The 25905-nt window shown below is 54.7% G+C and carries 21 protein-coding genes, 1 tRNA gene and 1 pseudogene; 17 read left to right on the top strand and 6 right to left on the bottom strand.

The features are described 5' to 3' along the window. The first annotated feature begins 69 nt into the window (after window positions 1-69). The 7 genes from C4N22_RS02850 to C4N22_RS02820 all read left to right on the top strand — a co-directional run bounded on the left by C4N22_RS02850 (window position 70) and on the right by C4N22_RS02820 (window position 7980). Window positions 70-1734 carry an HlyD family efflux transporter periplasmic adaptor subunit gene (locus C4N22_RS02850; protein ID WP_112147917.1) on the top strand — a complete coding sequence of 555 codons (1665 nt, stop codon included), beginning with the start codon at window positions 70-72 and terminating at the stop codon, window positions 1732-1734. 15 nt (window positions 1735-1749) lie between these two features. Then, window positions 1750-2505, top strand: a complete 756-nt coding sequence (locus tag C4N22_RS02845; RefSeq protein ID WP_022256892.1) for an ABC transporter ATP-binding protein — start codon at window positions 1750-1752, stop codon at window positions 2503-2505. Continuing rightward, window positions 2502-3704, top strand: coding sequence for an ABC transporter permease (locus C4N22_RS02840; RefSeq protein WP_022256893.1), 1203 nt, complete (start codon window positions 2502-2504; stop codon window positions 3702-3704). The genes C4N22_RS02845 and C4N22_RS02840 overlap by 4 nt, the downstream gene beginning before the upstream one ends. Before the next feature lie 16 nt (window positions 3705-3720). After that, on the top strand, window positions 3721-5817 hold the full coding sequence (locus C4N22_RS02835; RefSeq protein WP_112147916.1) for an S-layer homology domain-containing protein: 2097 nt from the start codon (window positions 3721-3723) through the stop codon (window positions 5815-5817). Next, the gene (locus C4N22_RS02830) at window positions 5817-6617 is read left to right on the top strand and encodes a ComF family protein (protein WP_022256895.1); all 801 of its coding nucleotides are present in this window, start codon (window positions 5817-5819) and stop codon (window positions 6615-6617) included. The genes C4N22_RS02835 and C4N22_RS02830 overlap by 1 nt, the downstream gene beginning before the upstream one ends. A 72-nt stretch (window positions 6618-6689) precedes the next feature. Further along, a tRNA-Pro gene (locus tag C4N22_RS02825) sits at window positions 6690-6767 on the top strand. A gap of 238 nt (window positions 6768-7005) precedes the next feature. Beyond that, window positions 7006-7980, top strand: coding sequence for an SIR2 family protein (locus tag C4N22_RS02820; RefSeq protein ID WP_112147915.1), 975 nt, complete (start codon window positions 7006-7008; stop codon window positions 7978-7980). Here the strand turns inward: C4N22_RS02820 and C4N22_RS02815 are convergent, their stop codons facing one another. From C4N22_RS02815 to C4N22_RS02780, 6 genes are all read right to left on the bottom strand, one after another. After that, window positions 7981-8259 carry a transposase gene (locus tag C4N22_RS02815; RefSeq protein WP_112147914.1) on the bottom strand — a complete coding sequence of 93 codons (279 nt, stop codon included), beginning with the start codon at window positions 8257-8259 and terminating at the stop codon, window positions 7981-7983. 138 nt (window positions 8260-8397) lie between these two features. Next, a complete protein-coding gene (locus tag C4N22_RS02810; protein WP_112147913.1) occupies window positions 8398-9333 on the bottom strand; it encodes a hypothetical protein in 936 nt (311 codons plus the stop codon). 12 nt (window positions 9334-9345) lie between these two features. Continuing rightward, window positions 9346-10833 carry a relaxase/mobilization nuclease domain-containing protein gene (locus C4N22_RS02805; protein ID WP_112147912.1) on the bottom strand — a complete coding sequence of 496 codons (1488 nt, stop codon included), beginning with the start codon at window positions 10831-10833 and terminating at the stop codon, window positions 9346-9348. A gap of 84 nt (window positions 10834-10917) precedes the next feature. After that, window positions 10918-11382 carry a plasmid mobilization protein gene (locus C4N22_RS02800; protein ID WP_112147911.1) on the bottom strand — a complete coding sequence of 155 codons (465 nt, stop codon included), beginning with the start codon at window positions 11380-11382 and terminating at the stop codon, window positions 10918-10920. A 1195-nt stretch (window positions 11383-12577) separates the two neighbouring features. Next, window positions 12578-13687, bottom strand: a complete 1110-nt coding sequence (locus tag C4N22_RS02785) for a phosphotransferase enzyme family protein (protein WP_181567159.1) — start codon at window positions 13685-13687, stop codon at window positions 12578-12580. Between the two features lie 19 nt (window positions 13688-13706). Further along, on the bottom strand, window positions 13707-14573 hold the full coding sequence (locus tag C4N22_RS02780; protein ID WP_112147909.1) for a helix-turn-helix domain-containing protein: 867 nt from the start codon (window positions 14571-14573) through the stop codon (window positions 13707-13709). A 431-nt stretch (window positions 14574-15004) separates the two neighbouring features. Between C4N22_RS02780 and C4N22_RS02775 the strand changes: the two genes are divergently transcribed. From C4N22_RS02775 to C4N22_RS02730, 10 genes and pseudogenes are all read left to right on the top strand, one after another. Further along, window positions 15005-16375, top strand: a complete 1371-nt coding sequence (locus tag C4N22_RS02775) for a carbohydrate ABC transporter substrate-binding protein (RefSeq protein ID WP_112147908.1) — start codon at window positions 15005-15007, stop codon at window positions 16373-16375. An 87-nt stretch (window positions 16376-16462) separates the two neighbouring features. Next, window positions 16463-17347, top strand: coding sequence for a carbohydrate ABC transporter permease (locus C4N22_RS02770; protein WP_005926926.1), 885 nt, complete (start codon window positions 16463-16465; stop codon window positions 17345-17347). 12 nt (window positions 17348-17359) lie between these two features. Further along, the gene (locus tag C4N22_RS02765; RefSeq protein WP_112147907.1) at window positions 17360-18256 is read left to right on the top strand and encodes a carbohydrate ABC transporter permease; all 897 of its coding nucleotides are present in this window, start codon (window positions 17360-17362) and stop codon (window positions 18254-18256) included. Between the two features lie 11 nt (window positions 18257-18267). Continuing rightward, window positions 18268-18456, top strand: coding sequence for a DUF6903 family protein (locus C4N22_RS02760; RefSeq protein ID WP_005926920.1), 189 nt, complete (start codon window positions 18268-18270; stop codon window positions 18454-18456). Between the two features lie 38 nt (window positions 18457-18494). Further along, on the top strand, window positions 18495-20654 hold the full coding sequence (gnpA, locus tag C4N22_RS02755) for a 1,3-beta-galactosyl-N-acetylhexosamine phosphorylase (RefSeq protein WP_112147906.1): 2160 nt from the start codon (window positions 18495-18497) through the stop codon (window positions 20652-20654). 149 nt (window positions 20655-20803) lie between these two features. Continuing rightward, window positions 20804-20938, top strand: a pseudogene (locus C4N22_RS13205) (type I restriction enzyme endonuclease domain-containing protein); the annotation flags it as partial. A 120-nt stretch (window positions 20939-21058) separates the two neighbouring features. Beyond that, window positions 21059-21598 carry a DUF6036 family nucleotidyltransferase gene (locus tag C4N22_RS02745; protein WP_117476688.1) on the top strand — a complete coding sequence of 180 codons (540 nt, stop codon included), beginning with the start codon at window positions 21059-21061 and terminating at the stop codon, window positions 21596-21598. After that, entirely contained in the window at window positions 21586-22125 is a 540-nt protein-coding gene (locus tag C4N22_RS02740; RefSeq protein WP_112147905.1) for a transcriptional regulator, read from the top strand. Before C4N22_RS02745 ends, C4N22_RS02740 begins: the two co-directional genes overlap by 13 nt. A gap of 18 nt (window positions 22126-22143) precedes the next feature. Beyond that, entirely contained in the window at window positions 22144-23625 is a 1482-nt protein-coding gene (locus C4N22_RS02735) for a recombinase family protein (protein WP_112147904.1), read from the top strand. Window positions 23626-24100: 475 nt separating this feature from the next. Beyond that, window positions 24101-25885, top strand: coding sequence for an ABC transporter substrate-binding protein (locus tag C4N22_RS02730; protein ID WP_112147903.1), 1785 nt, complete (start codon window positions 24101-24103; stop codon window positions 25883-25885). The last annotated feature ends 20 nt before the right edge of the window (window positions 25886-25905 follow it).

The raw sequence follows: 25905 nt of genomic DNA, 5'->3' as shown, positions 1-25905 counted from the left end.
TACCTTATAACAGACACTTCTGCGGGAGGGGGATCTTGCCCCCCGCGCCGCACAGCGAGGAGGAAAAGCATGATCTGGAAAAAGAAGAACGCGGCCATGCAGGGGAACGACCCCTCGGCAGCGGCTGCAAACGATAAGACCGCCGGGAAGCTTGCCGGGGCCAAAGCATTTGCCCGGAAGAACTGGAAATGGCTGGTCCCGGCGGCGGTGGTCGTCCTTGCAGGAGGGGTGTTCCTGCTCAAGCCCGCCAACGACAAGCAGGCCAATGTGGACACCAGCTATGTGGAAACGGCGCCTGAGGAGCGGGATGTCTCCAACTCCCTCAGCGGCACCGGCACCCTGAACCCGGCCAATACTTACACCGTGAAATCTCTGGTGGACGGCAAAGTGCTCACCGCTGATTTTGAAGAGGGCGACACCGTGGAAGAGGGCACGATCCTCTACACTATCGACAGCTCCGACGCTTCCACCAACCTGGAAAAAGCGGAGATCGCCCTCCAGCAGGCCCAGCGCAGCTACGATAAGACGGTAGACCGCCAGTACGTCCGTGCTGAGGTGGCGGGTACTGTCAGCAGCCTGAAAGTGGCCAAGGGCGATGAAGTGACCAGCGGCCAGGAAGTGGCCGTCATCCGGGATAACTCCAAGATGATGCTCAGCCTGCTCTTCCCGGCGGCCGACGCCGCCAACTTCTCGGTGGGGCAGAGCGCGCAGGTGGTGCTGGACGGCACCTTTGAGACGCTGGACGGCACCATTACCGCTGTGACTGGCACCGATGAACTGAGCACTGGCAACCTGCTCACCCGTACGGTGACCATCGCGGTGCGGAACGCGGGCGGCCTGACCACGGCCCAGGCAGCCACGGCCAGCATCAATGGCGTCAGCTCCATTGCCTCCGCCACCTTTGCCTATCAGGCAGAGCGTACCCTGACGGCTCCCTCTTCCGGCACCGTCTCCGCCATCAATGTGCAGGAGGGCAGCGCGGTGGAAAAGGACGCCATCCTCATTGAGCTGGCGGGTGATGACCTGACCGAATCCGTCCAGTCTGCTTCCGAGACCTTGCGCAGTGCCGAGATCTCGATGCAGAATATGCAGGACACGATGGCCAACTACACCATCACGGCCCCCATCAGCGGTACCGTGATCGAAAAAGACGTCAAGCAGGGCGACGCACTGACCTCCGGCACCAGCCTCTGTGTGCTGTATGACCTGAGCTACCTGGAAATGAGCATCAATGTGGACGAGCTGGAGATCGGCTCCCTTTCCGTGGGCCAGAAAGTGCAGATCACGGCGGATGCGGTGGCCGATAAGAACTATGTGGGCACCGTGACCCGTGTCTCGATGAAAGGCAACTCTTCCGGCGGCACCACGACTTACCCCGTGACCATCCGCATCGACTCCATCGACGGCCTCCGCCCGGGCATGAACGCCAACGCGGAGATCGTGGTGGCCGAGTCCACCAGCGCCCTCTGCGTGCCCAACGCGGCCATCGTCCGCGGCGGCTATGTGCTGGTGACCAAGGATTCGCCCAGCGCGGCCAATGCGGACCCGGAGATGGAAGCTCCGGACGGCTATGTCTATGTGGACGTGAAGACGGGCGTCAGCGACGACGATTACACCGAGATCCTCGACGGCATCACGGCGGAAGACACGATTGCTTACGATCCCAACTCGGTGAGTGACAGCTACTATGATGACGGAAGCGGTTTCTATGATGACGGAAGCAGTTCCTTTTGATGAGGAGGGCTGAACATGAGCGCTCTGATCGAATTTGATGAAGTGTGCAAATACTACCAGATGGGCGACACGACCGTCAAGGCGGCTGACCATATCTCCATGAAGATCGAAAAAGGGGAGTTTGTAGCCATTGTCGGCCAGTCCGGCTCGGGCAAGTCCACCTGTATGAATATCATCGGCTGCCTGGATGTGCCCACCCAGGGCACCTACCTGCTCAATGGCCGGGACGTGGGCAAGATGAATCGGAACGAGCTGGCCGCCATCCGCAACGAGATGCTGGGCTTTATCTTCCAGCAGTACAACCTGCTGCCCAAGCTCAACCTGATGGAAAACGTGGAGGTGCCCCTGGTGTACGCGGGCGTCTCCCGCGCGGAGCGGCACAAGCGTGCCAAAGAGGTGCTGGAAAAGGTGGGCCTGGGCGATAAGCTCAAAAACAAGCCCAACCAGCTTTCCGGCGGCCAGCAGCAGCGCGTGTCCATCGCCCGGGCTCTGGTGCGCAACCCGCCCGTCATCCTGGCGGACGAGCCCACCGGCGCTCTGGACAGCCACACCGGCCGCGAGGTGCTGGGAATGCTGCAGGAGCTCCACAATGAGGGCCACACCGTGGTCCTCATCACCCACGACAATTCCATTGCCGTGCAGGCGGAACGCATCATCCGGCTGGAAGATGGGCGTGTCGTCTACGACGGCGACTCCCACGCCCCGGAGGCGGTCGTTCAGCCCACCCTGCTGCCGGAGCAGGAATCCCAGACCGAGGAGGCACAGGCATGATCATTGAAACTTTCCGGCAGGCCATCCAGAACGTCTGGAGCAACAAGCTCCGCACGTTCCTGACCATGCTGGGCATCATCATCGGCGTCATGGCGGTCATCGTCATCGTGGGCCTGGGCAACGGCATGACCAAGAGTATGCGGGACAGCTTTTCGGCCATGGGCACCAACACCCTGTCTGTCAGCATCTGGGGCTACGGCTCCCGCACCGCCTCGGTGGATGACGTGTATGACATCGTGAAGAAAAACCCCGACCTGTTGGAGTCCATCTCCCCGCAGATCGATTTCAGCAGCAACACGCCCAAGGTGGGCACCACCACCTACCGTTACACCAACCTGTACGGCGTGGACGAAGACTATACCGAGATGAAAAACTACACCCTGGCCAAGGGCCGCAACCTGCAGTACATGGACATGAAAGACGACAAGCAGGTCTGCGTCATCGGCGATTACATCAACCGCACCGCCTTTGGCGGCAACGGTATGGGCAAAACCATCAAGCTGGGCCCCTACAAATTCCGCATCGTGGGCGTGCTGAACGCCAAGATCAGCGACCCCACCATGCAGCAGGGCAATGACGATGACTGCATCTACCTGCCCTATACCACCGCCATGCGTCTGTCGCAGAAAAGCACCGCGGATTCGTACATCTGCATCATGGTGGACGAGAATCAGGCCAACGAGGCCAAGGCTGCCATGGAAAACGGACTGTATAATCTCTTCAAAAGTGACAATGCGTATTACGTTTACTCGGCCAGTGAGTGGCTGGAAGAGATGAACAAGATGATCAACATGGTCATCGTTATCCTCACGGGCATTGCCAGCATCTCGCTGCTGGTGGGTGGCATCGGCATCATGAACATCATGCTGGTGTCGGTCACGGAGCGGACGAAAGAGATCGGCATCCGCAAGGCCATGGGCGCCAAGGAACGGGTCATCCTGGCCCAGTTCGTCACCGAGGCCGCTACCACTTCCGCTCTGGGCGGCGCTCTGGGCATCGTGCTGGGGTATATCGTCAGCATGGCTGCCAACCGGGTGCTGCCCATGTTCACCGACGGCATGGATATCACGGTGAGCCCCTCGTTCGACTCCATCGTGGTGGCGTTCGGCATTTCGGCGGGCATCGGCGTGCTGTTCGGCTACCTGCCGGCCAAGCGTGCCGCCAAGCTCAACCCCATCGACGCCCTGCGGTATGATTAAAAGGAGAAGATAAGCCATGAAAAAACGAATCCTTGCATTGCTGCTGGCGGTGTGCATTGCAGCCTCCATGCTGGTGCTCCCGGCTTCGGCGGCTGCCACCAACAACACCGCGGTCCAGATGGCCATTACCCTGGGGGCCATGGATACCGACCAGACCGGGGCCCTGAACGCCGTGGTCACCCGTGGTGCCTTTGCCCGGATGCTTACCTCGTTCTCCACATTCCGGGAGAGCGTGGGTGCACAGGGCACGGTGGGCACCCTTTATACCGACGTGCCCGGCACTTCGCCCTGGGCCCCCTACATCCGCATTGCGGTGCAGCAGGGCTGGCTGAACGGCTACACGGACGGCAGCTACCGCCCGGACAACGCTGTCACGCTGGAGGAGGCCTGCACGGCGGTCCTCAAGCTGATGGGCTATAAGATGACCGAGCTGAACGGCGCGTTCCCCAACGCGCAGCTCAACAAGGCCAGCGAGATTGGCCTGCGCACCGGACTGGACCGCAAGCAGGGCGAGGCTATGAACTATGAGGACGCCGCGGTCCTGCTCTACAACGCCCTCACGGCCAACACGGCTTCGGGCGGCGCTTACGGCACCACTCTGGGCTTTACCGTTTCCAACGGCCAGGTGGATGCCTCCACCGTCCTGCTCAGCAGCCTGCAGGGCCCCTTTATCTACGGCGAGGGGGCACAGGTGCCCTTTACCCCGGTAGCCGTCTACCGCAACGATAAAGTTTCCCCCTCGGGCGAGCTGAACCAGTACGACGTGTACTATTACAGCGAGAGCCTGCGCACGATCTGGGTCTACACCCGCCGCGCGGCCGGCCGCATCACGGCAGTGTCTCCCTCGGCCAGCGCGCCCACCTCGGTCACCGTGGCGGGCAGTACCTACACGCTGGGCAGCACGGCGGTGGCCTCGCAGGTGTCCTCCCTCAACGGCGGCGGTGTGGGCCAGGTGGTCACCCTGCTGCTGGGCATGAACAATGAGGTGGCCGGCATCGTCACCGGTGAAGAGGCCGACAGCGTCTTCTATGGCGTTGTCCAGTCCGCCTCCCGCAACCTGATTGAAGAGGACAACGGGGCCGATGTGCTCCAGAAAGTCTCGGTCATGTGCACGGACGGTATCGTCCGGAGCGTCAACGTGGACAAAAGTCTCAATTTTCCCACCGGTTGGCTGGTAGAAATCAGCGTGGACGGTGCCAACGGAGAGAACGTGAAAAAAATCAGCAGCCGGTCCGTCAGCGGCACCGTGAACGCGGACGCCACCGCTCTGGGCGACGCTGCCCTGGCCGACGATGTGGAAATTATGGATACAACGTCAGGAGGTGCGGCTGGGGCGATTCGTCCCAGCCGCCTATCGGGGGTAACGCTCTCGGGCTCTGACGTCCGCTACTACACCACCAATGAAAACGGCCAGATCGACCGCCTCATCCTCAACGATGTCACGGGCGATCTGTGGAACTACGGCGTGCTGGACGATGTGAAGAATCTGGCCGCCAACTACAGCAGCATCAAAACGCTGGTGACCACCGATTCTTCGGGCAACACGACCACCAAGACCACCGTGGATGAGGTGAAAAATCTGCTGGTGCCCACCACGAGCGAGATTTTGTGGGGCGTCATCAGCGGCGATATCCTCAGCACGGCATGGAATCGCCTGACGGGCAACACCGCGGGCCTGCTGGGCATTGGCTTCCGGCAGATCGGTGCCATTACCGGGGCTCCGCTGAGCAACATCTTCAACTTCATCGGCGGCGGTGCCAACTACATCTGCTATATCAATGGCCAGCAGGCCAGCCTGACCACCTCCATCAAGTACCCGGTGCTGGCGGGCGGTATTGCCGTCAGCCAGGAGGCGTCTGGTTCGGTCAAATCCATGATGCAGCTCATGCCCATGAAGATCGATCAGGTGGGCGCTGCCTCCGTCCTCTCGGGCGATAAGCGCTATGAGATGGCCGACGACACGCAGGTCTACCTGTGGTACAAGGGCCAGTATTACGCCACCAAGCTGGCATACGTCAACTCGGATGATTACTACCTGACCGGCTGGTACGATAACTTTGGCTGCACGGCGGGCAAGAAAGTCCGCGTTATCATCGCAGTCAAGAAAGACTGATGCCAGGGGATTACGCGGCCCCGTGCTGGCTGCTGCGGCAAGCCCGGCAGCTGCTGTATCCCCGCCGCTGCCCTTTCTGCCGCCGGGTGCTGGGCTTTGTGCCAACCTGCCCGGAATGCGCGGAACGGCTGGAACCGCTCCGCCGGATGCCCATGCGGCTCAAGGAAAGTGAGCACTATCTGGGAACCCTGAGCGGGGCCGCGGCACCCTACCGCTACACGGGCTGTGTCCGCAGTGCGGTGCTGCGGGCCAAGTACCAGGGCGAGCCGTGGACGGCCGTGGAGCTGGGCGTCGAGATGGCCCGGCTGCTCTTTGGCAGCGAGATCCTTATGCGCGGCGCGGAGCCCACACCCCAGCGGGTGGAGGGCCTGAGCCTTGGCTATGACGCCATCGTCCCGGTGCCGGCCTCCAGCAAAAAACGCGGCTATAATGTGCCGGAGCGGATGGCCCGGCCGCTGGCAAAGGCGGTGGGCGTCCCGCTGGCCGCCAACGCCCTTGGCCGTGCCCGCACTGGCCGCCATCAGGCCGGGCTCTCGCTGGACGAGCGCCTGGTCAACGTGGCAGGCGCGTTCCGGGTGCTGGAACCGGACAATGTGGACGGGAAGCGGGTGCTGCTGGTGGATGATGTCATCACCACCGGAGCCACGGCAGCCGCCTGTGCGCAGGCTTTGCTGGATGCCGGGGCCCAAAGCGTGTTCGCCGTGGCGCTGGCTACCGTGGAATTTGACGCACTACCGTCCCGCAGCCAGCCCATTGCGGAAACGGCGGAGGAAGACGAAAAAGAAATCGAAAAAACTTGAAAAAAGCGCTTGACAAAACACCCTGCATCGGGTATACTAATTGAGCTATGAGCGATAAGCCACATGCAATATCCGGGTGTAGCGCAGTTTTGGTAGCGCGCTTGAATGGGGTTCAAGAGGCCGTGAGTTCGATTCTCGCCACTCGGACCAAACAAAATTAATCCGAACTTGTTTCCGATAGGAGATGGGTTCGGATTATTTGTTTTCTTCGGAAAATTAGCGTTTGCGAAGCAATGAAAGCCCCAGTGGGGCTTTTAAGCGACGGAACGGTCTGCGTTAGCAGATGGAGGGGCTTTGCCCCGACAAGTTCCATGCAGGTGTCCGTGGAAGATGAAATCCGAAATCATAGATTGACCGATACAAGGTAAGATGAGGTTGAAGAAAGATAATGAGTAAAAGAAAAGCTGTATTTTTAGGAAATGGATTTACAAGAGCGTTAGTTGGGAATGTGCCAGCATGGGGACAATTGATCGGTGGTACCAATCTCGAAGATGACCTTCAACAGATTATTCCGTATACTTTTCAATATGAAATGAACTACCTCGGTGAACGCAAATCAGATGAGGAAACATTAAAAAGCGAAATTTGCAGAAAACTTCCAGACTTTAGTAAGGTTGAATTAAAAGGTGCAGCAAAAAGTTTTTTGAGTTTTTTAGCGGAAAATGAGATAACAGATATTTTGACAACGAATTACGATGGACTTGTAGAGCATCTGCTACTATCACAGAATGCTAAACTTATTTCCCAGAATAATTCCGAAAAGATTTATAGTATTCGTAGAAATTATGTTTACAAGTACAATGAAAAATTAATCACGCTTTGGAAAGTTCATGGGGATGCGGTGGCACCTAAAAGTGTTATGCTGGGTCTGGATCACTATTGCGGTGCAATTGGCAAAATGGATGATTTCATTAAGCATGGAAGACTTGGTGGAAAAACGACTGATAATCCAATGGAAATGAAATTTCCCAATAAGGCGAAATCAGATATAACCAAAAATAAAATTGAAACATTTCAGTTTCAGACATGGGTGGATTTGTTTTTTGTGGCAACGGTCTATTTTATTGGTTTTGGCCTTGATTTTTCGGAAACGGATATATGGTGGCTCTTAAATAAGCGTGCTAGATTCAAAGAAAAGCTAGAGATTTCAAATGAGATTTTCTTCTATGCTCCTCAACAGCAGAAAACAGAAACAGAAGCAGAAATAGCAAAAGCAAAGGCAGAGGCAGAAGCAAAAGAAAAGGTACTAGAATCGTTTGGCGTTCAATATCAGATAGTTTCGTATGAATTTAGAAAGCATTCGGCGAATCCTGAGTATCTGTTAGATGTTTATGAAATGATTTCGCGGCAAAGCGGATGCTAACTAACAAAAAACAGGGTGCGCCCAATCGGACGCACCCTGCCAAAGACCACGGACAATAGCGATATGTACAACAGGGCGTTCCCCGTCAGGAACGCTCTGTTTCTCTTTGCTGGGGGCATGATGAGCCTGTTCTGTCTGCCACGCGGCAAACTCCCGCTGGCCTTCCTCGCTGTTCCAGCAAGCGAGGATGGCCGGGTAGAATGCCCGTGCCAGACGGTTGATGACTTCATCGGGATAGGGGGAAGTGTTTGTGGACTTTTTCTTTTTGTTCAAACGCACGCTCCTTTGATCGTCCCACCGTGGCAAAGCCGGGCAAGAAAATCAAAGTTCCAATTTCATATCAGGCGCAAGGGCGCGGATAGTTTCCGCCCTGCACTTGCGGCTGGTGGCTCGTTGATGGCTTACAAGTGCCTGTCGTTATGCCGTTTTAGAGGATTCACCGCTGGATTCTGCAAGAACTTCGTCCAGCGTTTTCAAAAATTCAAGATGAGGTTTCAAGGCAAAGCGAAGAACTTTGACCTGTTCCGGATGCGTAAGAAGTTTCGGGTTCAAGTCGAACGTAACCTCCCAACTCTTTCGCATGAGAGATTCAGCATTGTGGAGCCGGTAGTACAGTTCGAGAAACTTTTGGGGAACATCATAGTTTTCATCAATGGTGTTGCTGGCGGCTTTCTCTGCCTGCTTCACCGTTACCTTGTTAGGCTTGACCTTCTTCGGCTTCGGCACATAATTCTTGATTTCCTCAAAAATTTCAGCCTGTTCTTCGGGCTTGGCCTTGCCGAGATTTTCGAGAAGATAATCGGGAATGTGCAGTTCCTCGCGGAAGAACCGATTACGGAAACCGGGAGACAGTTCATCCGCAACGTCAACGCCGTGGGCATAGTATTCTGCCCGGCGGACTGAACTTGCGCTGCTGTGATTTTCCTGTGCAATGCGCTCACAGGTTTTCATGGGCTTCTGGTTGTGTTCAGATTGAACACTGCCAGATTTCTTTGCAGTATGCTGATTGCCGCGAAATGCTTCGGTGCGCTTTTCAGAGGAATACTGCTTACCCATAAGGAACTTCTTCTGCTCCGGTGTGAGGTTGCGCCGCCCCAGCTGATTTTTGCAGATCCATGCGAGGACTTCTTCTCTGCTTTCAAACGGGAGTGGCATCGTGGAGAAGGAGATTTCGGGATGTTCCTGAACGATTTCATAACGATTGTGGCCGTCAACGAGGGTGTTATTCCAGACAATCAAAGGAGAGATCAGCTTGCCCTCTTTGAGGATATTTTCTTCAAGCTGCTTAAATTCATCATCGGTCAGAGGGGGAATCTGGGACTGAAACTCCGGGTCGATTTTAAGATTGATCATACGCACACTCCTTTATCTCTCCTGTTGCGCCGGTTCTTCCTCCCGGAAAAAGGACGCAACATTCTGCTTTGCTGTTTTCAGCTTGAACAGTTCTTCCTTGGCTTCCTTGTACTGTTCGTAGAACTTTGCCTTTTCGGATGCCAGCTGCGCATACTCGGCTTCCAGCTTTTTCGGGCTGGGCAGCTTGGTGAGGTTGTTTGCCTTGAAATAGGCTGCTGCCGCCCGGTACGCTGTCAGCTCTGCACGGTGCTGCTCCTCAAATGCTGCGGGTCGCTTGGCGGTCTTTAACTGCTGTGCGATTGTCTTGGTGCTGGCATAGGCTGCGACATGATAGCGCAGCTCATTGTTGGCTTTCATGCGACCTTCGAGGTCTTTCACCACCGCCAGCGAGTCGTGATACTTGGTTTCCAGTTCAGCGATGCGCTGGTTCAAATCATCCTCGTTGAGCAAATCTTTCTCCTGCAAGAGGATCAGAGTTTGCGACATGGCTTTGAGGTTGAACTTCTTTGCCCAACGTTCGTAGCCAATGCCCTTGCCCTCGGTCAGCTTTGCCTGAATATCAATCAGCTTTGCAAGGTTGGTCGTTTTAGACTGTACCTTGGGTTTGCGCGCTGCGTTTGCGGTCAGGGTGGCTAGTACTTCTGCCTTGTCGAACTTGTCACCGAGATGTTTCGCTCGGATAAACTTGGTTCTGCCAGCAGGCAGATAGCTGAGCTGCCCACGGCTTTCCTTGACGGCAATGCCGTACTGCTGCATGAGCCTATCGGAAAAATCCTCAAAACTCACAGCGCGATACAGCACCGAAGAAATCTGCTTCCGCAAAGTGTCCTTCACGGTTTCAAACTTCTTCTGCTGGGGCGGCTGTCCAGCTGCGGTGAGGGCTGCGTTCTCACGGTCAAGTTTCAACTGACCACGCCTACGCGCCCAATACTCAGCTTCGCTCACGCGCTCTTTCGAGCCGTTGAGCAGGTCGATCTGGTACAGTCCGGCACCCTCGCACAGTTCCATGACCTCAACACGCAAGTGCCGCATGGTCTGGGCTGTGCTGGAGTGCTTCATACCCTCACGCCAGTCACGGGGCTTTTGCATATAGGGCTTACGTTCCACCTCTCGTGTGCGGATACTGCCGATCACAATGTGGACGTGGATGTTTCCCGAATGGTTATGCCCATCCGGGTGAGTGCAGACGATGGCGGGGTGACCGGAGAAGTTTTCTTCGCAGAATTTCAGGCCAAGTGCCTGTGCTTTTTCCATGGTCAAGCCGTTGTCGGCTGCATCTCTGGGGTCGAAGCTGATGATATACTGATGGCTCTTAATATCATCGCGTTGGGTGTTCTTGCCATACTTGCGGTTTGCCAGCAGACAGGCCGTTGCGAACGAGAAATCGCCGCACTCAAGGGTGTCGAGCAGGTACGAATCCCGCAGCTTCGGCTTGCCGTGCTCATCCAGAAGTTGCTTTCCGGTGAACGCGTCGTGCTGGTAAACGAGGTACGCTTCGATGGCGGTGTAGTCCGAGTTTTTATTACAATTCGATTATTCAAATCGTTGGCAACAACATCGAATTGTATGTCGCAAATATGCGGTTTATGGTTGAACAATGCAGCTGCCCTTGCGACTGAGGCGATAGGCTTGAGCGTTGCCATACAGTTCACCCAGAACTTTCTCGGCGCTGAGCCGGAATGCGGTCAGGTCTGCAAGTTCGTCAAGGAGTTTCGCCCGGATCTGCTCGGTGTCTGCACCGCCGGAATTGAAGTGCCTTGCAAGCTGGTTGAGGTTGGTGCCCACCTTGCTGCACTGGGCAAGCAAAGTGGAAACAGCGGTCAGGGTTTCTTCGCCACCACCGGCAACGATGACCGTTTTCTCGATCTTGACGTTGTGGATGGCACGGCGGATGAAGGTGGAGAGGGAGAGATTCAGGAGTTTTGCAGTACATTCGAGTTCCAGTTTTTCATTTTCCGTTACACGGAACTTGATGACGTGCGTTTTGTTGTTCGGCGTGTCGTGGTGCTGGGAATTGCTAGGAATCGGTTGAACATTCGTTTTGGTCATTGTACCTCCTGTCTGTTCGATAACTCCTCGATGAAGTTATGTAAAGCACGACACGCCGTTGCTGTTCGCACCGTCAGGTGCGAACCATGAGCAGGGTTTGGGGTTGGACCGCGTTTGCGAAGCGCAGCGCAGCAATGAAAGCCCCAGTGGGGCTTTCATTGCTGCGCGGTCTGTAACAGCAGATGGAGGGGCGTTGCCCCGACAAGCGCTACCCCAACAAGATCACTTGGAAAACTCGCAAGAGTTTGAGAAGTGAAGTCCCGGATGGACAGAAAATTTTCAAGAATTGAAAATTTGTGGCCACGGGACGGTTCTTGCCCTCTACCGCTGCGCTCAAAACGTATTTTTAACAAATGTTTCCGAATTGTTAAGACGCAAAAATAAGTAGAGAGTTCCGCTGCTCGTGTATGTTGATCACCGTTTGCTCCGAACGAAGTTCCTGCCCCTGTTTGTGCAGCGGCGTTGTCCGGCTCGCCCACAGAAAGTGTGAGGTCATGGCACAGTATCACGTTCAGACGGCTTATGAAGGGCTCAAGGTACAGTATGAAGAAAGCCGGGCACAGTGCGGACACTACAACCTGCTTCTTTCAAACACAAGAATAACATTTTGAAGTTGTGCGGTCGACGACTAAAAACAAATTTTGGAAGATTGAACAACTACATAAGATTTTATTTGTGAAAAAGAAAAATACCGCCCACGCAGCGCAGCGATGGATTTTGTCGGGTGAAACAGCGGCAAAATGAATCGGTGTGTTGCGGGGTGGTTGATCTTTTAGGGATGATCCACGGCGAGGCTGTGTTCAAAATGAACACGACCACATCTTGTGGATGGCTTCAAGCCAATCCACAAAAGCAGCGGGATTTGTGACAGAGAATATCACGCATTGAACGGTGCGTCAAGATAATTTGAAAAAAATTATTGCGGCAAAGCGGTGATAGTAGGACTTATAGGAGGCTGCTTGAGCTGTTTTTTCTATTTACAGCTACAATGATAGCCATTGGGGGATTGTGATTGGTCAGGGCTGAAAAGGGCTTTCATAATTTGCTGCAGCGCATCATGTCCTCGACGCTCCCAGCGTCCTCAAAGGACGATTTGATGGGTGTGTAGGGATAAGCTGTAAAAAGAAGCATGGACGCCCCCGAAAAGGAGAGCGCCCATGCTTCTTGCTGTATCCGAATGGAGGAGATTGCGAAATCAGTGATTGTCCGGGCAGACGATTTCCAGCATCTGATCGAAAACCTCTTCCATCTGCCGCACCAGTGTGAACTGGGTGCGGGCGCGGTCGAGGTTGTGATCCGGGCGAGCAATATGGAAATAATGGTCGCCTTCCAGATAGTCAGTCAGAAAACGGATGCCGCATTCCAGCGTCATGAGCCTTGCACCCCATGCAAGGCTCTTTTTTTCTGCCATGCTCATGGATGCCCCGGCAGTGGAGAGATACCCTTTGGCGAACACTTCGTACAGATGCAGGTCAAAATGGACTTTGCTCTGGTCAGGTTCGTCCTCAGCGCAGTCGTTGGCACCGGTGCGGATGGAATCGCCGAAATCGTAGGCCGAAAGTCCCGGCATCACGGTGTCGAGGTCAATGACACAGATGCCTTTTCCGGTAGCGGCATCGATGAGGACATTGTTGATCTTGGTGTCATTGTGGGTGACGCGCAGAGGAATTTCGCCAGCTGTCAGCTGATCCAGCAGGACATGGCAGTCCTGCTCCCTCGCATGGATAAATTCGATTTCCGACGTGATATTTTTTGCCCGGCCCAGTGCATCAGCGGCGAGGGCTTTTTCAAAATTAGCATAGCGGTTGGGCGTGTCGTGGAAACGGGCAATGGTTTCGTGGAGGGTGGAGGCCGGGTAATCCGCCAGCTGGTTCTGGAATTTGCCCAGTGTCTCGGCCACGGTGCGGAAGTCGGTTTCGCTGCCGACCTGCTGCAAACAGATGGTATCTTCTACAAAGTCATAGGCACGCCATGCGCCGCCGTCTGCATCCAGATAGTAAGTCGACCCCGACAAAGTTGGGATGACATTCAGCGTTTCCCGTGCTGGGTCGCCGCCCTCGGCAAGAATTTTCGCCCGCAGATGCCGGGTCACGCCGCAGACATTCTCCATCAGGCCCACCGGGTTAGTAAAGGTATCTGTGTTGATGCGCTGCAAAATAAAGCGTTTGGAATGATCTTCCCGCCAGACCACAAAGGTGTCGTTGATATGCCCCTCACCATAGTGGTGAGCATCGCAGACCACGGGCCCGCCAAAATCAAAGGCATTTGCAGCAGACTGGAGCAGAGAAAGGGTAACGGATTTCATCATAAATTCCTCGTTTTCGTTATACTTCATGCCGTTTTGACGGGGCAGGGCGTTGTCCCTGCCGCACCTGACGGCGGTATTCATTGGGGGTCAAGCCTTCCGCCTTGCGGAAGCATTGGGAAAAATAGCTGGGAGAGGAAAAGCCCATCAACTCGCTGATCTGCGCCAGACTGTAACCGGTGTTGCCCAGCATATACTTGCTTTCCTCAATGCGGCGGCGGTTCAGATAGGTGATTGGAGAGATGCCATACTCTTTTTGGAAGGTATGGGCCAGATAGTATTTGTTGATGTGGGCGATTTCAGCAAGGATATCCAGCGAGATATCTTCCCGGTAGTTGCTGTCCAGATACCGCTTGATCTCCACACACTCCCGGTTGTCGGAGCGGGGCGTTTCCTCTACCTGCAAAGAAAGCGTGGTACACCGCACCAGCCAGATGAGCAACACTTCCAGCAGATCCTGACAGACCGTTTCGCAGCCGTCCAGACTGCGGTCTGCTTCGGCCAGCAGCATATGGAGCAGCGTCACCATCCGCTCCCGATTTTCCCGGCAGTTGAATATGGCGTAGGAAGAATCTGATTTTCCAAATAAGATCTCGATGCCAGCAACGCCCAATACAATGTATTCCAGCGGTGAAGCATTCAGGCTCAACTCGGTATGCTCTACCTGCGGATTGACGATAATCATATCATCCGGTTTGACCGGATAAAGCTGACCGCTTAAATAAAACTGACCTTCTCCGCTCAGACAGTAGAACAGCTCGGTGCAGGAATGGGTGTGGGCAGTGCTGTTCCAATCGCCGCCAAATTTGCTTTTGCTGATATACAGCAGCCGGAAGGATTCCCGTGGAGCGGGAGCATGGCGGATATCAAATCGCTCGGTACTCATAAATGGCTCCTTTTGAGGCGAAGAACAAAAAACATAAAAATAAAAGCAAGATACTAAAAATACGAGCCTAAAAACGATGCGTTACTTCGTACGTTTTTTCTTATTATAGAGGCAATGAAGAAAAAATGCAAGCCCTGATTTTTGGATAGGATCAATACTTTTGCCTTTGATGGCGTGCAAAAATATGTCAAACTGGTTACAAGCGGGGAGTTACAAGCGGGGAGAATGTACCAAAACCACAGTACAAATTTTATTGCTTTTGCTGAAAGAAATTTCCGAAAAGCAATATTTCTAAAAAACGAAACAACAAAGACCTTGTTGTGAACCGTAAAAACCTCTATATTGGAACCAGAAAAAACCACAGCCCTCTCGGACGAAGCCTGTTTGCCCCGGCTGTGTTTTGAACGGAACTTTATGATGGAGGATACACTATGAAACGCATTTCTCGTCGCAATTTTCTGAAAGCGGCTGGCGTGGGTGCCGCTGCACTGAGCCTGGCTGCCTGTGGTGGTGCTGCCAGCTCCACCGCGTCCAGCACGGCATCTTCTGCCGCTGCTTCTTCCGCAGTGGCTGCGGACGTCACCATCAAGGTTGCTGCCATCGAGACCGGCTACGGCGCTGAGATGTGGAAAAAGGTCGCCGAGGCCTTTACCGCCCAGACCGGCATCAAGGTGGACCTGACCACCGACAAAAAGCTGGAGGACGTCATCGGCCCCTCCATGCAGGGCGGCGACTACCCCGACGTGGTCCATCTGGCCACCGGCCGTGAAGCTGCCCTGACCGAGCAGTTCATCAAGGGCAACCTGATCGCCGACATCACCGATGTGCTGAGCATGACCGTGCCCGGCGAGAGCAAGAAGGTGAGCGAGAAGATCGCCGGCGGCTTTACCGACACCTCCCTGACCAACCCCTACGGCGACGGCAAAACCTATCTGGCTCCCATGTTCTACAGCCCCTGCGGCCTGTTCTACAACGCCGGTTTCCTGAAGGAAAAGGGCTGGGACGTGCCCAAGACCTGGGACGAGATGTGGGAACTGGGCGACAAGGCTGCCGCTGAGGGCACCTACCTGTTCACCTATCCCACCACCGGCTACTTCGACGCCTTCTTCTATGCGCTGATGTACGCTGCCGGCGGCCCGGAGTTCTTCAACAAGGCCACCCACTACACCGAGGGCATCTGGGACACCCCCGAGGCAAAGACCTGCTTTGATATCGTGGCAAAGCTGGCTTCCTACACCAACCCCATCACCCCCGCACAGGCCAACGATCAGGACTTTACCCAGAACCAGCAGCTGGTGCTGGACAACAAGGCCCTGTTCATGCCCAACGGCACCTGGATCGTGGGCGAGATGGCCGAGGCTCCCCGTGCAGACGGCTTTGAGTGGGGCATGACCGCCCTGCCCGCTGTCAAGGCCGGCGGCGATGGTTACAGCTACACCTGGTTCGAGCAGGCATGGATCCCCGCCGGTGCCGAGCATCAGGATGCCGCCAAGCAGTTCGTGGCTTACCTGTACAGCGACGAAGCCTGCAAGCTGTTTGCCGAGAGCGGCGCGATCCAGCCTGTGCTGGGCATCGCCGACAGTCTGGAAGGCGACAACAAGATGTTCTACTCCATCTACGACAACGGCGCAAAGGCCGCCATGGGCAACTTTGCAGCCTTCAGTGCCATCCCCGGCGTGGAAGTGCGCACCGTGTTCTTCGACCCTGTCAACTCTCTGGTGTCCGGCAGCATGACCGAGCAGCAGTGGATCGACGGCATCAAGTCCGCCAGCGACCAGATGCGCGCCAACATCATCGAGTAATTGAGCCCTGCCCAGCGGGGGCGGTTTTTACCGCCTCCGCTTTTTTGGGCTGTACAGTACCATCAAGAAAGGAGCGGTCAATCCCCTATGAGAACGGATAAAAGCCGCAAACGGTTCGTATTCCTCTGTGTGGCACCGGCTACCATCCTGTTTTTCCTCTTTATGATCCTGCCCACCCTCAACGTGTTCCGCATGAGTTTGTATGAGCGGGGTGCCTATTCTCCCAACGAGACCTTTGTGGGGCTTAAAAACTTCCAGCATCTGCTGCGGGACGCCCAGTTCATCCGCTCCATGCAGAATATGATCCTGCTGGTGGTAACGGTCACCCTGATCACCTTCGCCTTTGCACTGGTATTTGCCGCCATCCTCACCCGGGAGAAGATCAAAGGCCAGAACTTTTTCCGCATCATCTTCTACATCCCCAACATCCTGTCGGTGGTCGTCATCTCCGGCATCTTCTCTGCCATCTATAAGCCGGAAAACGGCATGCTGAACAGCATCATCGGCCTGTTCCGCAACATGAGCGACCCCATCCTGTGGAAGGGCGAAAAACTGGTCATCCCCTCCATCATCATTGCCATGGTGTGGCAGGCCATCGGCTACTATATGGTCATGTACATGGCCTCCATGTCTGCCGTGCCCATCAGCCTGTACGAGAGCGCCAATCTGGACGGTGCCGGGCGGCTGACCCAGTTCTTCCAGATCACCATCCCCCTCATCTGGACGAATATCCGCACCACCCTCACCTTCTTTATCATCTCCACCATCAACATGGCCTTCCTCTTCGTCAAGGCCATGACCAGCGGCGGGCCCAACGGCGCATCGGATGTGGCACTGAGCTATATGTACAGCCAGAAAGACGCTGGCCTGTATGGTTACAGTATGGCTATCGGCGTGGTAATCTTCCTGTTCTCGTTTGCCCTGTCCGCCTGTGTCAACAAGGTCACCAACCGCGATACGCTGGAATTTTAAGGAGGGAAGAAGATGCAGAATACCACCGAAAAATCTTCCCGCTCTGCGGAAGGTCTGTACAAGTTTTTCATCTATTTTGTGCTGGTTCTGCTGGCCGTTACCATCATCGTGCCGGTGGCATGGGTGTTCATGGCCTCCATCAAGCAGAACGCCGAGTTCTACGGCAACCCCTGGGCACTGCCCGCCGGGTTTTATTGGCAGAACTTTGTCAACGCATGGAATGGTGCCCAAATGGGCGAATATATGCTCAACTCGGTCATCGTCACCGCGCTGGCGCTGGCACTGCTGCTGGTCGTTGCCCTGCCCGCCGCCTACTGCCTGTCCCGCTTCCACTTCAAGGGGCGCAGGGTACTGAACACCCTGTTCATGGCGGGCCTGTTCATCAACGTGAACTACATCGTGGTGCCCATCTTTTTGATGCTGCGGGACAGCGATGTGTGGCTGAAAGGCCATTTCGGCAGCGGCTTTCTGCTGAACAATCTGGTGGTGCTGGCGGTGGTATACGCCGCCACCGCGCTGCCCTTTACCATCTACCTGCTGTCGGGCTACTTTGCCACCCTGCCCCACGATTTTGAGGAGGCCGCCTACATCGACGGTGCAAGCTACTTTTCCACCATGACCCGCATCATCTTCCCCATGGCAAAGCCCTCCATCATCACCATTATCCTGTTCAACTTCCTGTCCTTCTGGAACGAGTATATCATCTCCATGACCCTGATGAGCTCCACCAAGGCACCCCGCACCCTGCCGGTCGGTCTTTTGAACCTGATGCAGGCGCAGCAGAGCGCCGCCCAGTACGGTACCATGTACGCAGGCCTTGTGCTGGTGATGCTGCCCACCCTGATTTTGTACATCTGCGTGCAGCGGCAGCTGACGCAGGGCATGACCGTGGGCGGCCTGAAAGGTTAAGGTGACAGACGATGAAAGCATATTGGAAAAACCATCCCGCCCTGCGCATGATCCTGATGCTGGTGCTGTTCGTGCTGGCACTGGTGCTGGTGGTGTCCGGCTGGAAAATGACCGGGCAGCTGGCAGGGCTTGGCATCATGCTGGTGGGCGTAGCGCTGCTGCTGGCTGTGCTGGCGCTGTATAACGCCGCCTACGATTGACCCCCTACGATTCAAAGAGAGGTAAAGGAGAGTTTCCCATGGACGAATTGAGAAAGACCGGGCGCGTGACCATTCCCACAGACCTGGACGTTGTGCCCGAAACGCTGGAGATCTTAAAAAAGTGGGGCGCTGATGCCATCCGCGACTGCGACGGCACCGACTTCCCGCAGCAGCTCAAGGATGCGGACGCCAAGATCTACTCCACCTACTATACCACCCGCAAGGACAACGCATGGGCAAAGGCAAACCCGGACGAGGTACAGCAGTGCTACATCATGACCGGCTTTTACACCGCCCCCGGCGACACCGTGACCATCCCGCTGATGAAGGGCATCAGCCCGGAGCTGATGCAGGTGAACACCAACGACGACATCACCCGCTGGTGGGAGGTCATGGATCGAACCACCGGTCAGCCCGTGCCGCCGGAGCAGTGGAGCTACGCCGACGGCAGTGTGACCGTACAGGCCGTACCGTTCCATGAGTATACCGTCAGTTTTCTGGCTTACCTCATCTGGGACCCGGTGCATATGTACAACGCTACCACCAACGGCTGGACGAATTTTGAGCACCAGATCACCTTTGACGTGCGTCAGCCCAAGACCCACAAGTATTCCATGGAGCGCCTGCGCAAGTTCATTGCAGAGCACCCCTATGTTAACGTCATCCGCTACACCACCTTCTTCCACCAGTTCACTCTGATCTTCGACGAGCTGAAGCGGGAGAAGTTCGTGGACTGGTATGGATACTCTGCTTCGGTCAGCCCTTATATCCTCAACCAGTTTGAGCAGGAGGTGGGCTACAAGTTCCGCCCGGAGTACATCATCGATCAGGGCTACTATAACAACCAGTACCGGGTGCCCAGCAAGGAATTCCGGGATTTTCAGGCCTTCCAGCGCCGCGAGGTGGCAAAGCTTGCCAAGGAGATGGTGGACATCACCCACGCGTGCGGGTGCGAAGCCATGATGTTCCTCGGCGACCACTGGATCGGCACCGAACCCTTTATGCCGGAGTTCAAGACCATCGGGCTGGATGCCGTGGTGGGCAGCGTGGGCAACGGCTCCACCCTGCGCCTCATCTCGGATATCGAGGGCGTGAAGTACACCGAGGGCCGTTTCCTGCCCTACTTCTTCCCCGACACCTTCCACGAGGGCGGCGACCCGGTGCGGGAAGCCAAGGAGAACTGGGTTACAGCCCGCCGCGCTATCCTGCGCAAGCCCATCGACCGCATCGGCTATGGCGGCTATCTGAAACTGGCCTTGCAGTTCCCGGAGTTCGTGGACTACGTGGAGAGCGTCTGCAACGAGTTCCGCGAACTGTACGAGAACATCAAGGGCACCACACCCTACTGTGTCAAGCGAGTGGCCGTGCTGAACTGTTGGGGTAAAATGCGGGCCTGGGGCTGCCACATGGTGCATCACGCCCTCTATTACAAGCAGAACTATAGCTATGCCGGTGTCATTGAGATGCTGTCCGGCGCACCCTTTGAGGTGAAGTTCATCAGCTTTGAGGACATCAAGAACGACCCCGCTCTGCTGGATGAACTGGACGTGGTCATCAACGTGGGCGATGCCGACACCGCTCATACCGGCGGAATCTGGTGGGAAGACCCGGAGATCTCCTCCGCTATCCGCAAGTTCGTCTGGAACGGCGGCGGCTTTATCGGCGTGGGTGAGCCTTCCGGTCACCCGTATCAGGGCCACATTCTCCAGCTTGCCAGCGTGCTGGGCGTGGAGGAGGAAAACGGCTTCACCCTGAACTACGACAAATACAACTGGGAAGAACACCCGGACCACTTTATCTTGCAGGACGCCGACCGGCCTATCGACTTTGGCGAGGGCAAAAAGAACATCTACGCCCTTGAGGGCACCGAAGTGCTGGTGCAGCGAAACAAAGAAGTGCAGATGGCGGCACACGACTTCGGAAAGGGTCGTGCCGTGTACATCAGCGGTGTGCCTTACAGTTTTGCCAACAGCCGCACCCTTTATCGCGCTATCCTGTGGAGTGCCCACAGCGAGGAGGAACTGCATACATGGTTCAGCTCCAATTATAATGTAGAAGTTCACGCCTACGTCAAGAACGGCAAGTACTGTGTGGTGAACAACACCTACGAGCCGCAGGATACCACCGTTTACACCACCGGCGGCAGCAGCTTTGCTCTGCATCTGGATGCCAACGAGATCAAGTGGTATGAGATCTAAGTTCTCCTTTTCATAAACGAACACAACGGGCAGCTCTGTTACCAGAGCTGCCCGTTGTGTTTGCTGTATCTTCCGATAACTCAACCTGTGTCAATCGAACGCTGCAATGGAGATGGCTGGAAACGCAGAAATTCAGTAATGCAAGCGTAATAGACCTGCAGAAAAAAGAAACTGCCCGCGCAAGTATGCGTAAGATGGTGAAGCGCTTGCTGAAAAAATATAAGTATCCACCGGAAGATTATGATACGGCAATCAGCACGGTCATTAGCCAGTGTGAGATGTAGACTGACAACATGATAGTATGAATTGTATGAAATGTCGTTGATTTGTGCTTGACAATCGGATTCCTTTTCTGTAAAATGACTTTAGAAAATACTATTATTGAAAATACGAAAGGCTGTTTTATGGGAAAGATGATCTTAGATGACCTCCGCAAGCGTCTGGAACGTCTGGACGAAGACGCAGATCTGATGATCGACAATAACGACCGCTATCAGATGGTGATCGTAGGCGGCAGTGCGTTTATTTTGCTGGGCAAACTGACCCGCGCTACTCATGACATTGATGCCTTGAGTGTTCCGAAAGAACTGTATAGCTTGCTCGGCAAGTACGACATCAACACCGATGTGGAAGCTTACATCGACAATTTCCCGTATAACTTCCAAGACCGGCTTCAGCCGCTACCCTTTGGTGGTACAAAGGTACAGTTCTACACACCCAGTCTGGAGGACTTGGTGATTGCAAAGCTCTGCTCTTTTCGGGACACTGACAAAGCAGACGTAGAGAGTGAGGCTGTGCGGAATTCGTTGGATTGGGATTTGCTGGAACACCTTGCAACGGATGAAGATGAGTTGAGAGCCAGCATCTTGAACGACTGGCGGTATCGGGATTTCTATATCCGCTATCAGGAGTATGTAGAGAGGTGGAGACCATGCGAAAGCTGACATTCGAAGGCTTTTTGAAGCAGTATGTGGCAGAGCTTTCCGGGGTTCAAACGGCAAGCGTCCATAAGCTGGCAGATCGTATGGCTGAAAATCCCCGCCTGAAAGAACCGCTGTTTCTCTATGCGCTGGCCTTTAATAAAGTAGATTTGTTGCTCCGCTATACTGCAACCAGCGCTGTTGCTGCAGAATATGAGCAGCATTCCAATCGCTATTCGCTGGTGCAAATGCTGCTGCTTCTGGAAAAGCAATCACCAGAATTGCCGGAAGGCTATTTGAAGGTTTGGCGCAGCTATTGTTCGGTGCGGGATGCCGCCCTTGCAGACAATGACACAAAAGAGCTGATCCATCGCCGGGTATTGGAGCTTCAGCAAAAAAAGAAACTGACGAATTATCGCCTTTACACAGACTTGAAGCTGAATCCGGGCAATGTGAATGCATGGCTCAAACACAACGATTCCAGCAAAATGAGCCTTGACTGTGCACGGCAGATTTACAAGTACGCAAAAAGCTACCCGTCTGTTCGATAAGAAAAAGGAAGTGAGTCTATGACCGCTGTAATCTATGCCTGCTATTCATCGGATAACCAGCGCGAAGAATCCATCGAAGGCCAGATTCGGGAATGCACGGCTTATGCGGAAAAGAACGGCATCACGGTCATCAAGCACTACATTGACCGTGCATTCTCTGCCAAAACAGACAACCGCCCGGAATTCCAGCAGATGATCAAAGACAGCGGCAAGAAGCTGTTTGATGTTGTTCTCGTCTGGAAATTTGACCGCTTTGCACGGAATCGTTTTGATAGTGCAAACTACAAGATGATCCTGAAAAAGAACGGTGTCCATCTGATCTCCGTTATGGAACCCATTGCCGAGGGCTCACAGGGCATTTTTGTGGAAACCCTTCTGGAAGGTATGGTAGAATACTATTCGGCAGAGCTGTCCGAAAAGGTGATTCGTGGTCAGACCGAGAACGCCTTGAAGGGTAAGTGCACTGGCGGTACGGGGACCATTGGCTATAAAATCGACGATGACAAGTTCTATCATCTTGACCCGTTGACCGCTCCGTTGGTACTGGAAGCCTTTCAGCGGTATGACAACGGCGATAAAATGGTGGAGATTGTAAACTTTCTCAACGACAAGGGTGTCCGCAATATGCTGGGCGGCAAAATGACCCACAGTAGCGTGAACACCATGTTGAAGAACCGCCGGTACATTGGTGAATTGTCTTTCCGGGATATCGTTGTGCCGGAAGCGATTCCAGTTATTGTTCCGAAAGACCTGTTTGACCGGGTGCAGAAGCGTCTGGATAAGAACAAGCGTGCCCCTGCCTGTGGCAAGGCAGACGAGGAATATCTACTGACCACCAAGCTGTTCTGCGGCAAGTGCGGTGCGCTGATGTTCGGCGAAAGCGGAACCAGTGCCACCGGACGCACCTACTATTATTATAAATGCGCCAACGTCAAGCGGCGCAAGGGCTGCAACAAAAAGACCGTGCAGAAGGAATGGCTGGAAGATCTGGTCGTCCGGGAGACCATGAAGCTGATTCAGGACGATGCGGTGATCGACAAGATCGTTCAACTGGTCATGGATGTCCAGAATCAGGAGAACACCACGATCCCGCTGCTAGAAAAGCAACTGCGAGAAATCGACAAAAAGCTGGACAACCTGATGAAGGCTATCGAGGACGGTTTGTACACCCGGACAACGAAAGAACGTCTGGAAACTTTGGAAATCCAAAAGGATGAGCTGACTGCAAAAATCGCAGATGAAAAGTTGAAGAAGCCCAGCTTCAATGAGGATTTCATCCGGTTCTGGCTGATGAAATTTAGAAAGTTCGATATTTCGCAGAAAAGGCAGCGGAAAGCGCTGATTGAAATTTTTGTAAATGCCATTTTCCTGTACGATGACCGGATGCTGATCACGTTCAACTACAAGGATGGCACCCAAACCGTCCGTTTTGAGGACACTTTGACCGCCGACTCAGCGGAGGAAAAAAGTTCGGATTTGTCCAGTTCTGCTGGACTATAAATCCAACGATTTCACGTTAGAAATCGTTGGATTTTTTTGTTTACGGGCTGGCCTCATTTGGCTTTGACCACAATAAAAGACTTCTTGCATTCCTCATATTTGTAAATAGGGCAGCAAAAAGCCGCTCACTGTGCAGGTTTCCTGCATGGTGAGCGGCTTTACGATTGCTTCGATTCATTTTCTTCTGTTTTGCGCCGCGCCGGGGCTGACACGCCTCCAAACAGCTCAGATTTCCTCCCTGTTTTTCATGCAAATTATTGCAAGAAATCCCCAATTAGCTTGAAACGCTTTTTACATAATGTTAAAATAGTAACGCTACTTTTATAGGAGAATTTTCTCAAGATCCAGTGCGGACAGGCTGCGAGCAGGGGGATTCCTGTGGGGTGTGTAAGAATCACCAAAATCAAGGCGGCACTGCACCCCATTGGATTCATGCAGGATTGCCTCCGAAACCGTGAGGAAGGGGTATTATTGTATGATGAAGAAGATCTCCCGCCGCTCGTTTTTGCAGGGTTGCGGCATTACGGCTGCCACGGCAGTGCTGACCGCCTGCGGCGGCAGTAAGGCTGAAAGCAAAACGGAAGACGCGCACGAGGCCATCACCTTTATGGCACCTTATAAAGAGGTAGAAGCCTTTATTGAGCAGGTGCACAGCGTTTACCCGGAAGTGAACATCGAAGTCGTGCCCTACAGCGGCGATAACACCACCACCTGCCTGCAGAATATGTTTGCGGCGGGCGACCTGCCGGACGTTTGCACCTTGACCTACTACGACCCCCAGCTCGATCTGGTCTCCGACAAACTGCTGGACCTTTCCGGCTACGATTTTACGGATAACTATGTGGAGTCCCGTCTGCAGGACGTGTTCGACAACGGTGCCATCTACCTGCTGCCCTCGACCTACAACTGCTACGGCATCACCTACAACAAGACCCTGCTGAAGAAATACGGCTGGGAACTGCCCAATTCTTTCGCTGAACTGGAAGCGCTGGCTGCAAAAGCCAAGGAAGCCGGGGTCGATCTCTGCCTGCCGCAGATCCAGTATCCGGGCTCCAGTTTCCAGTATTTGTGCAACATTGCAGATGCCGATTTCCTTGGCACACTGGACGGCAGACTGTGGCAGAAAGATTATCTGTCCGGCAAGGCGAACGTCAGCAACACCCCCGGCATGATGCAGGCGATGGCATACGTCCAGAAATGGAAAGACATCGGGATGCTGAACGGCTCTGGCGATGCTCTTGACGACAACGTGACCCGGCAGCGAATGGCCGAGGGTAACACCCTGTTTCTGATGGGCAACACCAACGGCATCGTGGAGGCAGACGGCAACGCCGATCAATTCGGCCTGATGCCGTTTCTCTCGGAGGACGGCACCCAGAACGTTTTTGTGCTGAATGTGAACCGCTTCTATGGTCTGAACAAAAAGCTGAAACAGAGCCCCCAGAAGCTGGAAGATGCGCTCAAGGTGATGCGGGTGCTTTCCACCGTTGCAGGCACCAGCGCTCTGCAGCCTGCAACGGCACTGAAAAGCAGCCTGTTGCCTTTCAAGGGTGCAAAGGCAGACGGCACCTACTATGCCGACATCGCCGATGCCCTGAATGAAGGGAATACCGCGCCCTTTATCTACTCCGGCTGGGAAAACACCGTTGTGAGCACCGGCAACAAGATGCTGGATTTCATGAAAGGCAACGCTACCATGGAGGATGTCATCCGTCAGCTGGACGAGGATCAGGACCGTGTGGTGAACAACACCCCGGATGTCATCACTACCGTTACGGAGGAGCTTTCGCAGCAGGACTGCGCCATGCTGGTAGGCCGCTGCTTTGCACAGGCTACCGGCAGCGACCTTGCGCTGGTCTCGCTGAGCACCTGGATCCCCGGCAACCCGCCCGAACAGAACCACCACGGCGTAGCCGCCAAGCTGTACGCCAAGGGCATTACGGATTACGACCTTTCGGTCATCCTGCCCACCGGCTGGAACCGCACCATCCAGACCGTTGTCCTGACCGGGCAGCAGATCAGCGAACTGCTGGCTTCTGGTTACGATGCCTACGGCAACGGCAAGGGCTATCCCTATGTGCTGGTAAGCCCAGTGCAGCCGGAGGTGGGCAAGACTTATCAGGTTGCCATCTGCGGTGTGAGCGACCAGCTGGCTGCCGAAGCAACGGTGAAAGACAGCGGCGTGGTGGGCATGGATGCCGCAAAAACTTTCTTTGGCGCTTACACCACCATCAGCCGGGCAGACACCGCATGGAGTTGAATCAAACGGACAGGAGATAC

The sequence above is a fragment of the Faecalibacterium prausnitzii genome (genome assembly GCF_003287495.1).
Classification (GTDB): Bacteria; Bacillota; Clostridia; order Oscillospirales; family Ruminococcaceae; genus Faecalibacterium; species Faecalibacterium prausnitzii_I.
This window is presented reverse-complemented; position numbering and strand designations above follow the sequence as displayed.

Coding starts and splice junctions, on each gene's coding strand:
- C4N22_RS02850 (WP_112147917.1), top strand. CDS start 70: ATGATCTGGAAAAAGAAGAACGCGGCCATGCAGGGGAACGACCCCTCG.
- C4N22_RS02845 (WP_022256892.1), top strand. CDS start 1,750: ATGAGCGCTCTGATCGAATTTGATGAAGTGTGCAAATACTACCAGATG.
- C4N22_RS02840 (WP_022256893.1), top strand. CDS start 2,502: ATGATCATTGAAACTTTCCGGCAGGCCATCCAGAACGTCTGGAGCAAC.
- C4N22_RS02835 (WP_112147916.1), top strand. CDS start 3,721: ATGAAAAAACGAATCCTTGCATTGCTGCTGGCGGTGTGCATTGCAGCC.
- C4N22_RS02830 (WP_022256895.1), top strand. CDS start 5,817: ATGCCAGGGGATTACGCGGCCCCGTGCTGGCTGCTGCGGCAAGCCCGG.
- C4N22_RS02820 (WP_112147915.1), top strand. CDS start 7,006: ATGAGTAAAAGAAAAGCTGTATTTTTAGGAAATGGATTTACAAGAGCG.
- C4N22_RS02810 (WP_112147913.1), bottom strand. CDS start 9,333: ATGATCAATCTTAAAATCGACCCGGAGTTTCAGTCCCAGATTCCCCCT.
- C4N22_RS02800 (WP_112147911.1), bottom strand. CDS start 11,382: ATGACCAAAACGAATGTTCAACCGATTCCTAGCAATTCCCAGCACCAC.
- C4N22_RS02785 (WP_181567159.1), bottom strand. CDS start 13,687: ATGAAATCCGTTACCCTTTCTCTGCTCCAGTCTGCTGCAAATGCCTTT.
- C4N22_RS02780 (WP_112147909.1), bottom strand. CDS start 14,573: ATGAGTACCGAGCGATTTGATATCCGCCATGCTCCCGCTCCACGGGAA.
- C4N22_RS02775 (WP_112147908.1), top strand. CDS start 15,005: ATGAAACGCATTTCTCGTCGCAATTTTCTGAAAGCGGCTGGCGTGGGT.
- C4N22_RS02770 (WP_005926926.1), top strand. CDS start 16,463: ATGAGAACGGATAAAAGCCGCAAACGGTTCGTATTCCTCTGTGTGGCA.
- C4N22_RS02765 (WP_112147907.1), top strand. CDS start 17,360: ATGCAGAATACCACCGAAAAATCTTCCCGCTCTGCGGAAGGTCTGTAC.
- C4N22_RS02760 (WP_005926920.1), top strand. CDS start 18,268: ATGAAAGCATATTGGAAAAACCATCCCGCCCTGCGCATGATCCTGATG.
- gnpA (WP_112147906.1), top strand. CDS start 18,495: ATGGACGAATTGAGAAAGACCGGGCGCGTGACCATTCCCACAGACCTG.
- C4N22_RS02745 (WP_117476688.1), top strand. CDS start 21,059: ATGGGAAAGATGATCTTAGATGACCTCCGCAAGCGTCTGGAACGTCTG.
- C4N22_RS02740 (WP_112147905.1), top strand. CDS start 21,586: ATGCGAAAGCTGACATTCGAAGGCTTTTTGAAGCAGTATGTGGCAGAG.
- C4N22_RS02735 (WP_112147904.1), top strand. CDS start 22,144: ATGACCGCTGTAATCTATGCCTGCTATTCATCGGATAACCAGCGCGAA.
- C4N22_RS02730 (WP_112147903.1), top strand. CDS start 24,101: ATGATGAAGAAGATCTCCCGCCGCTCGTTTTTGCAGGGTTGCGGCATT.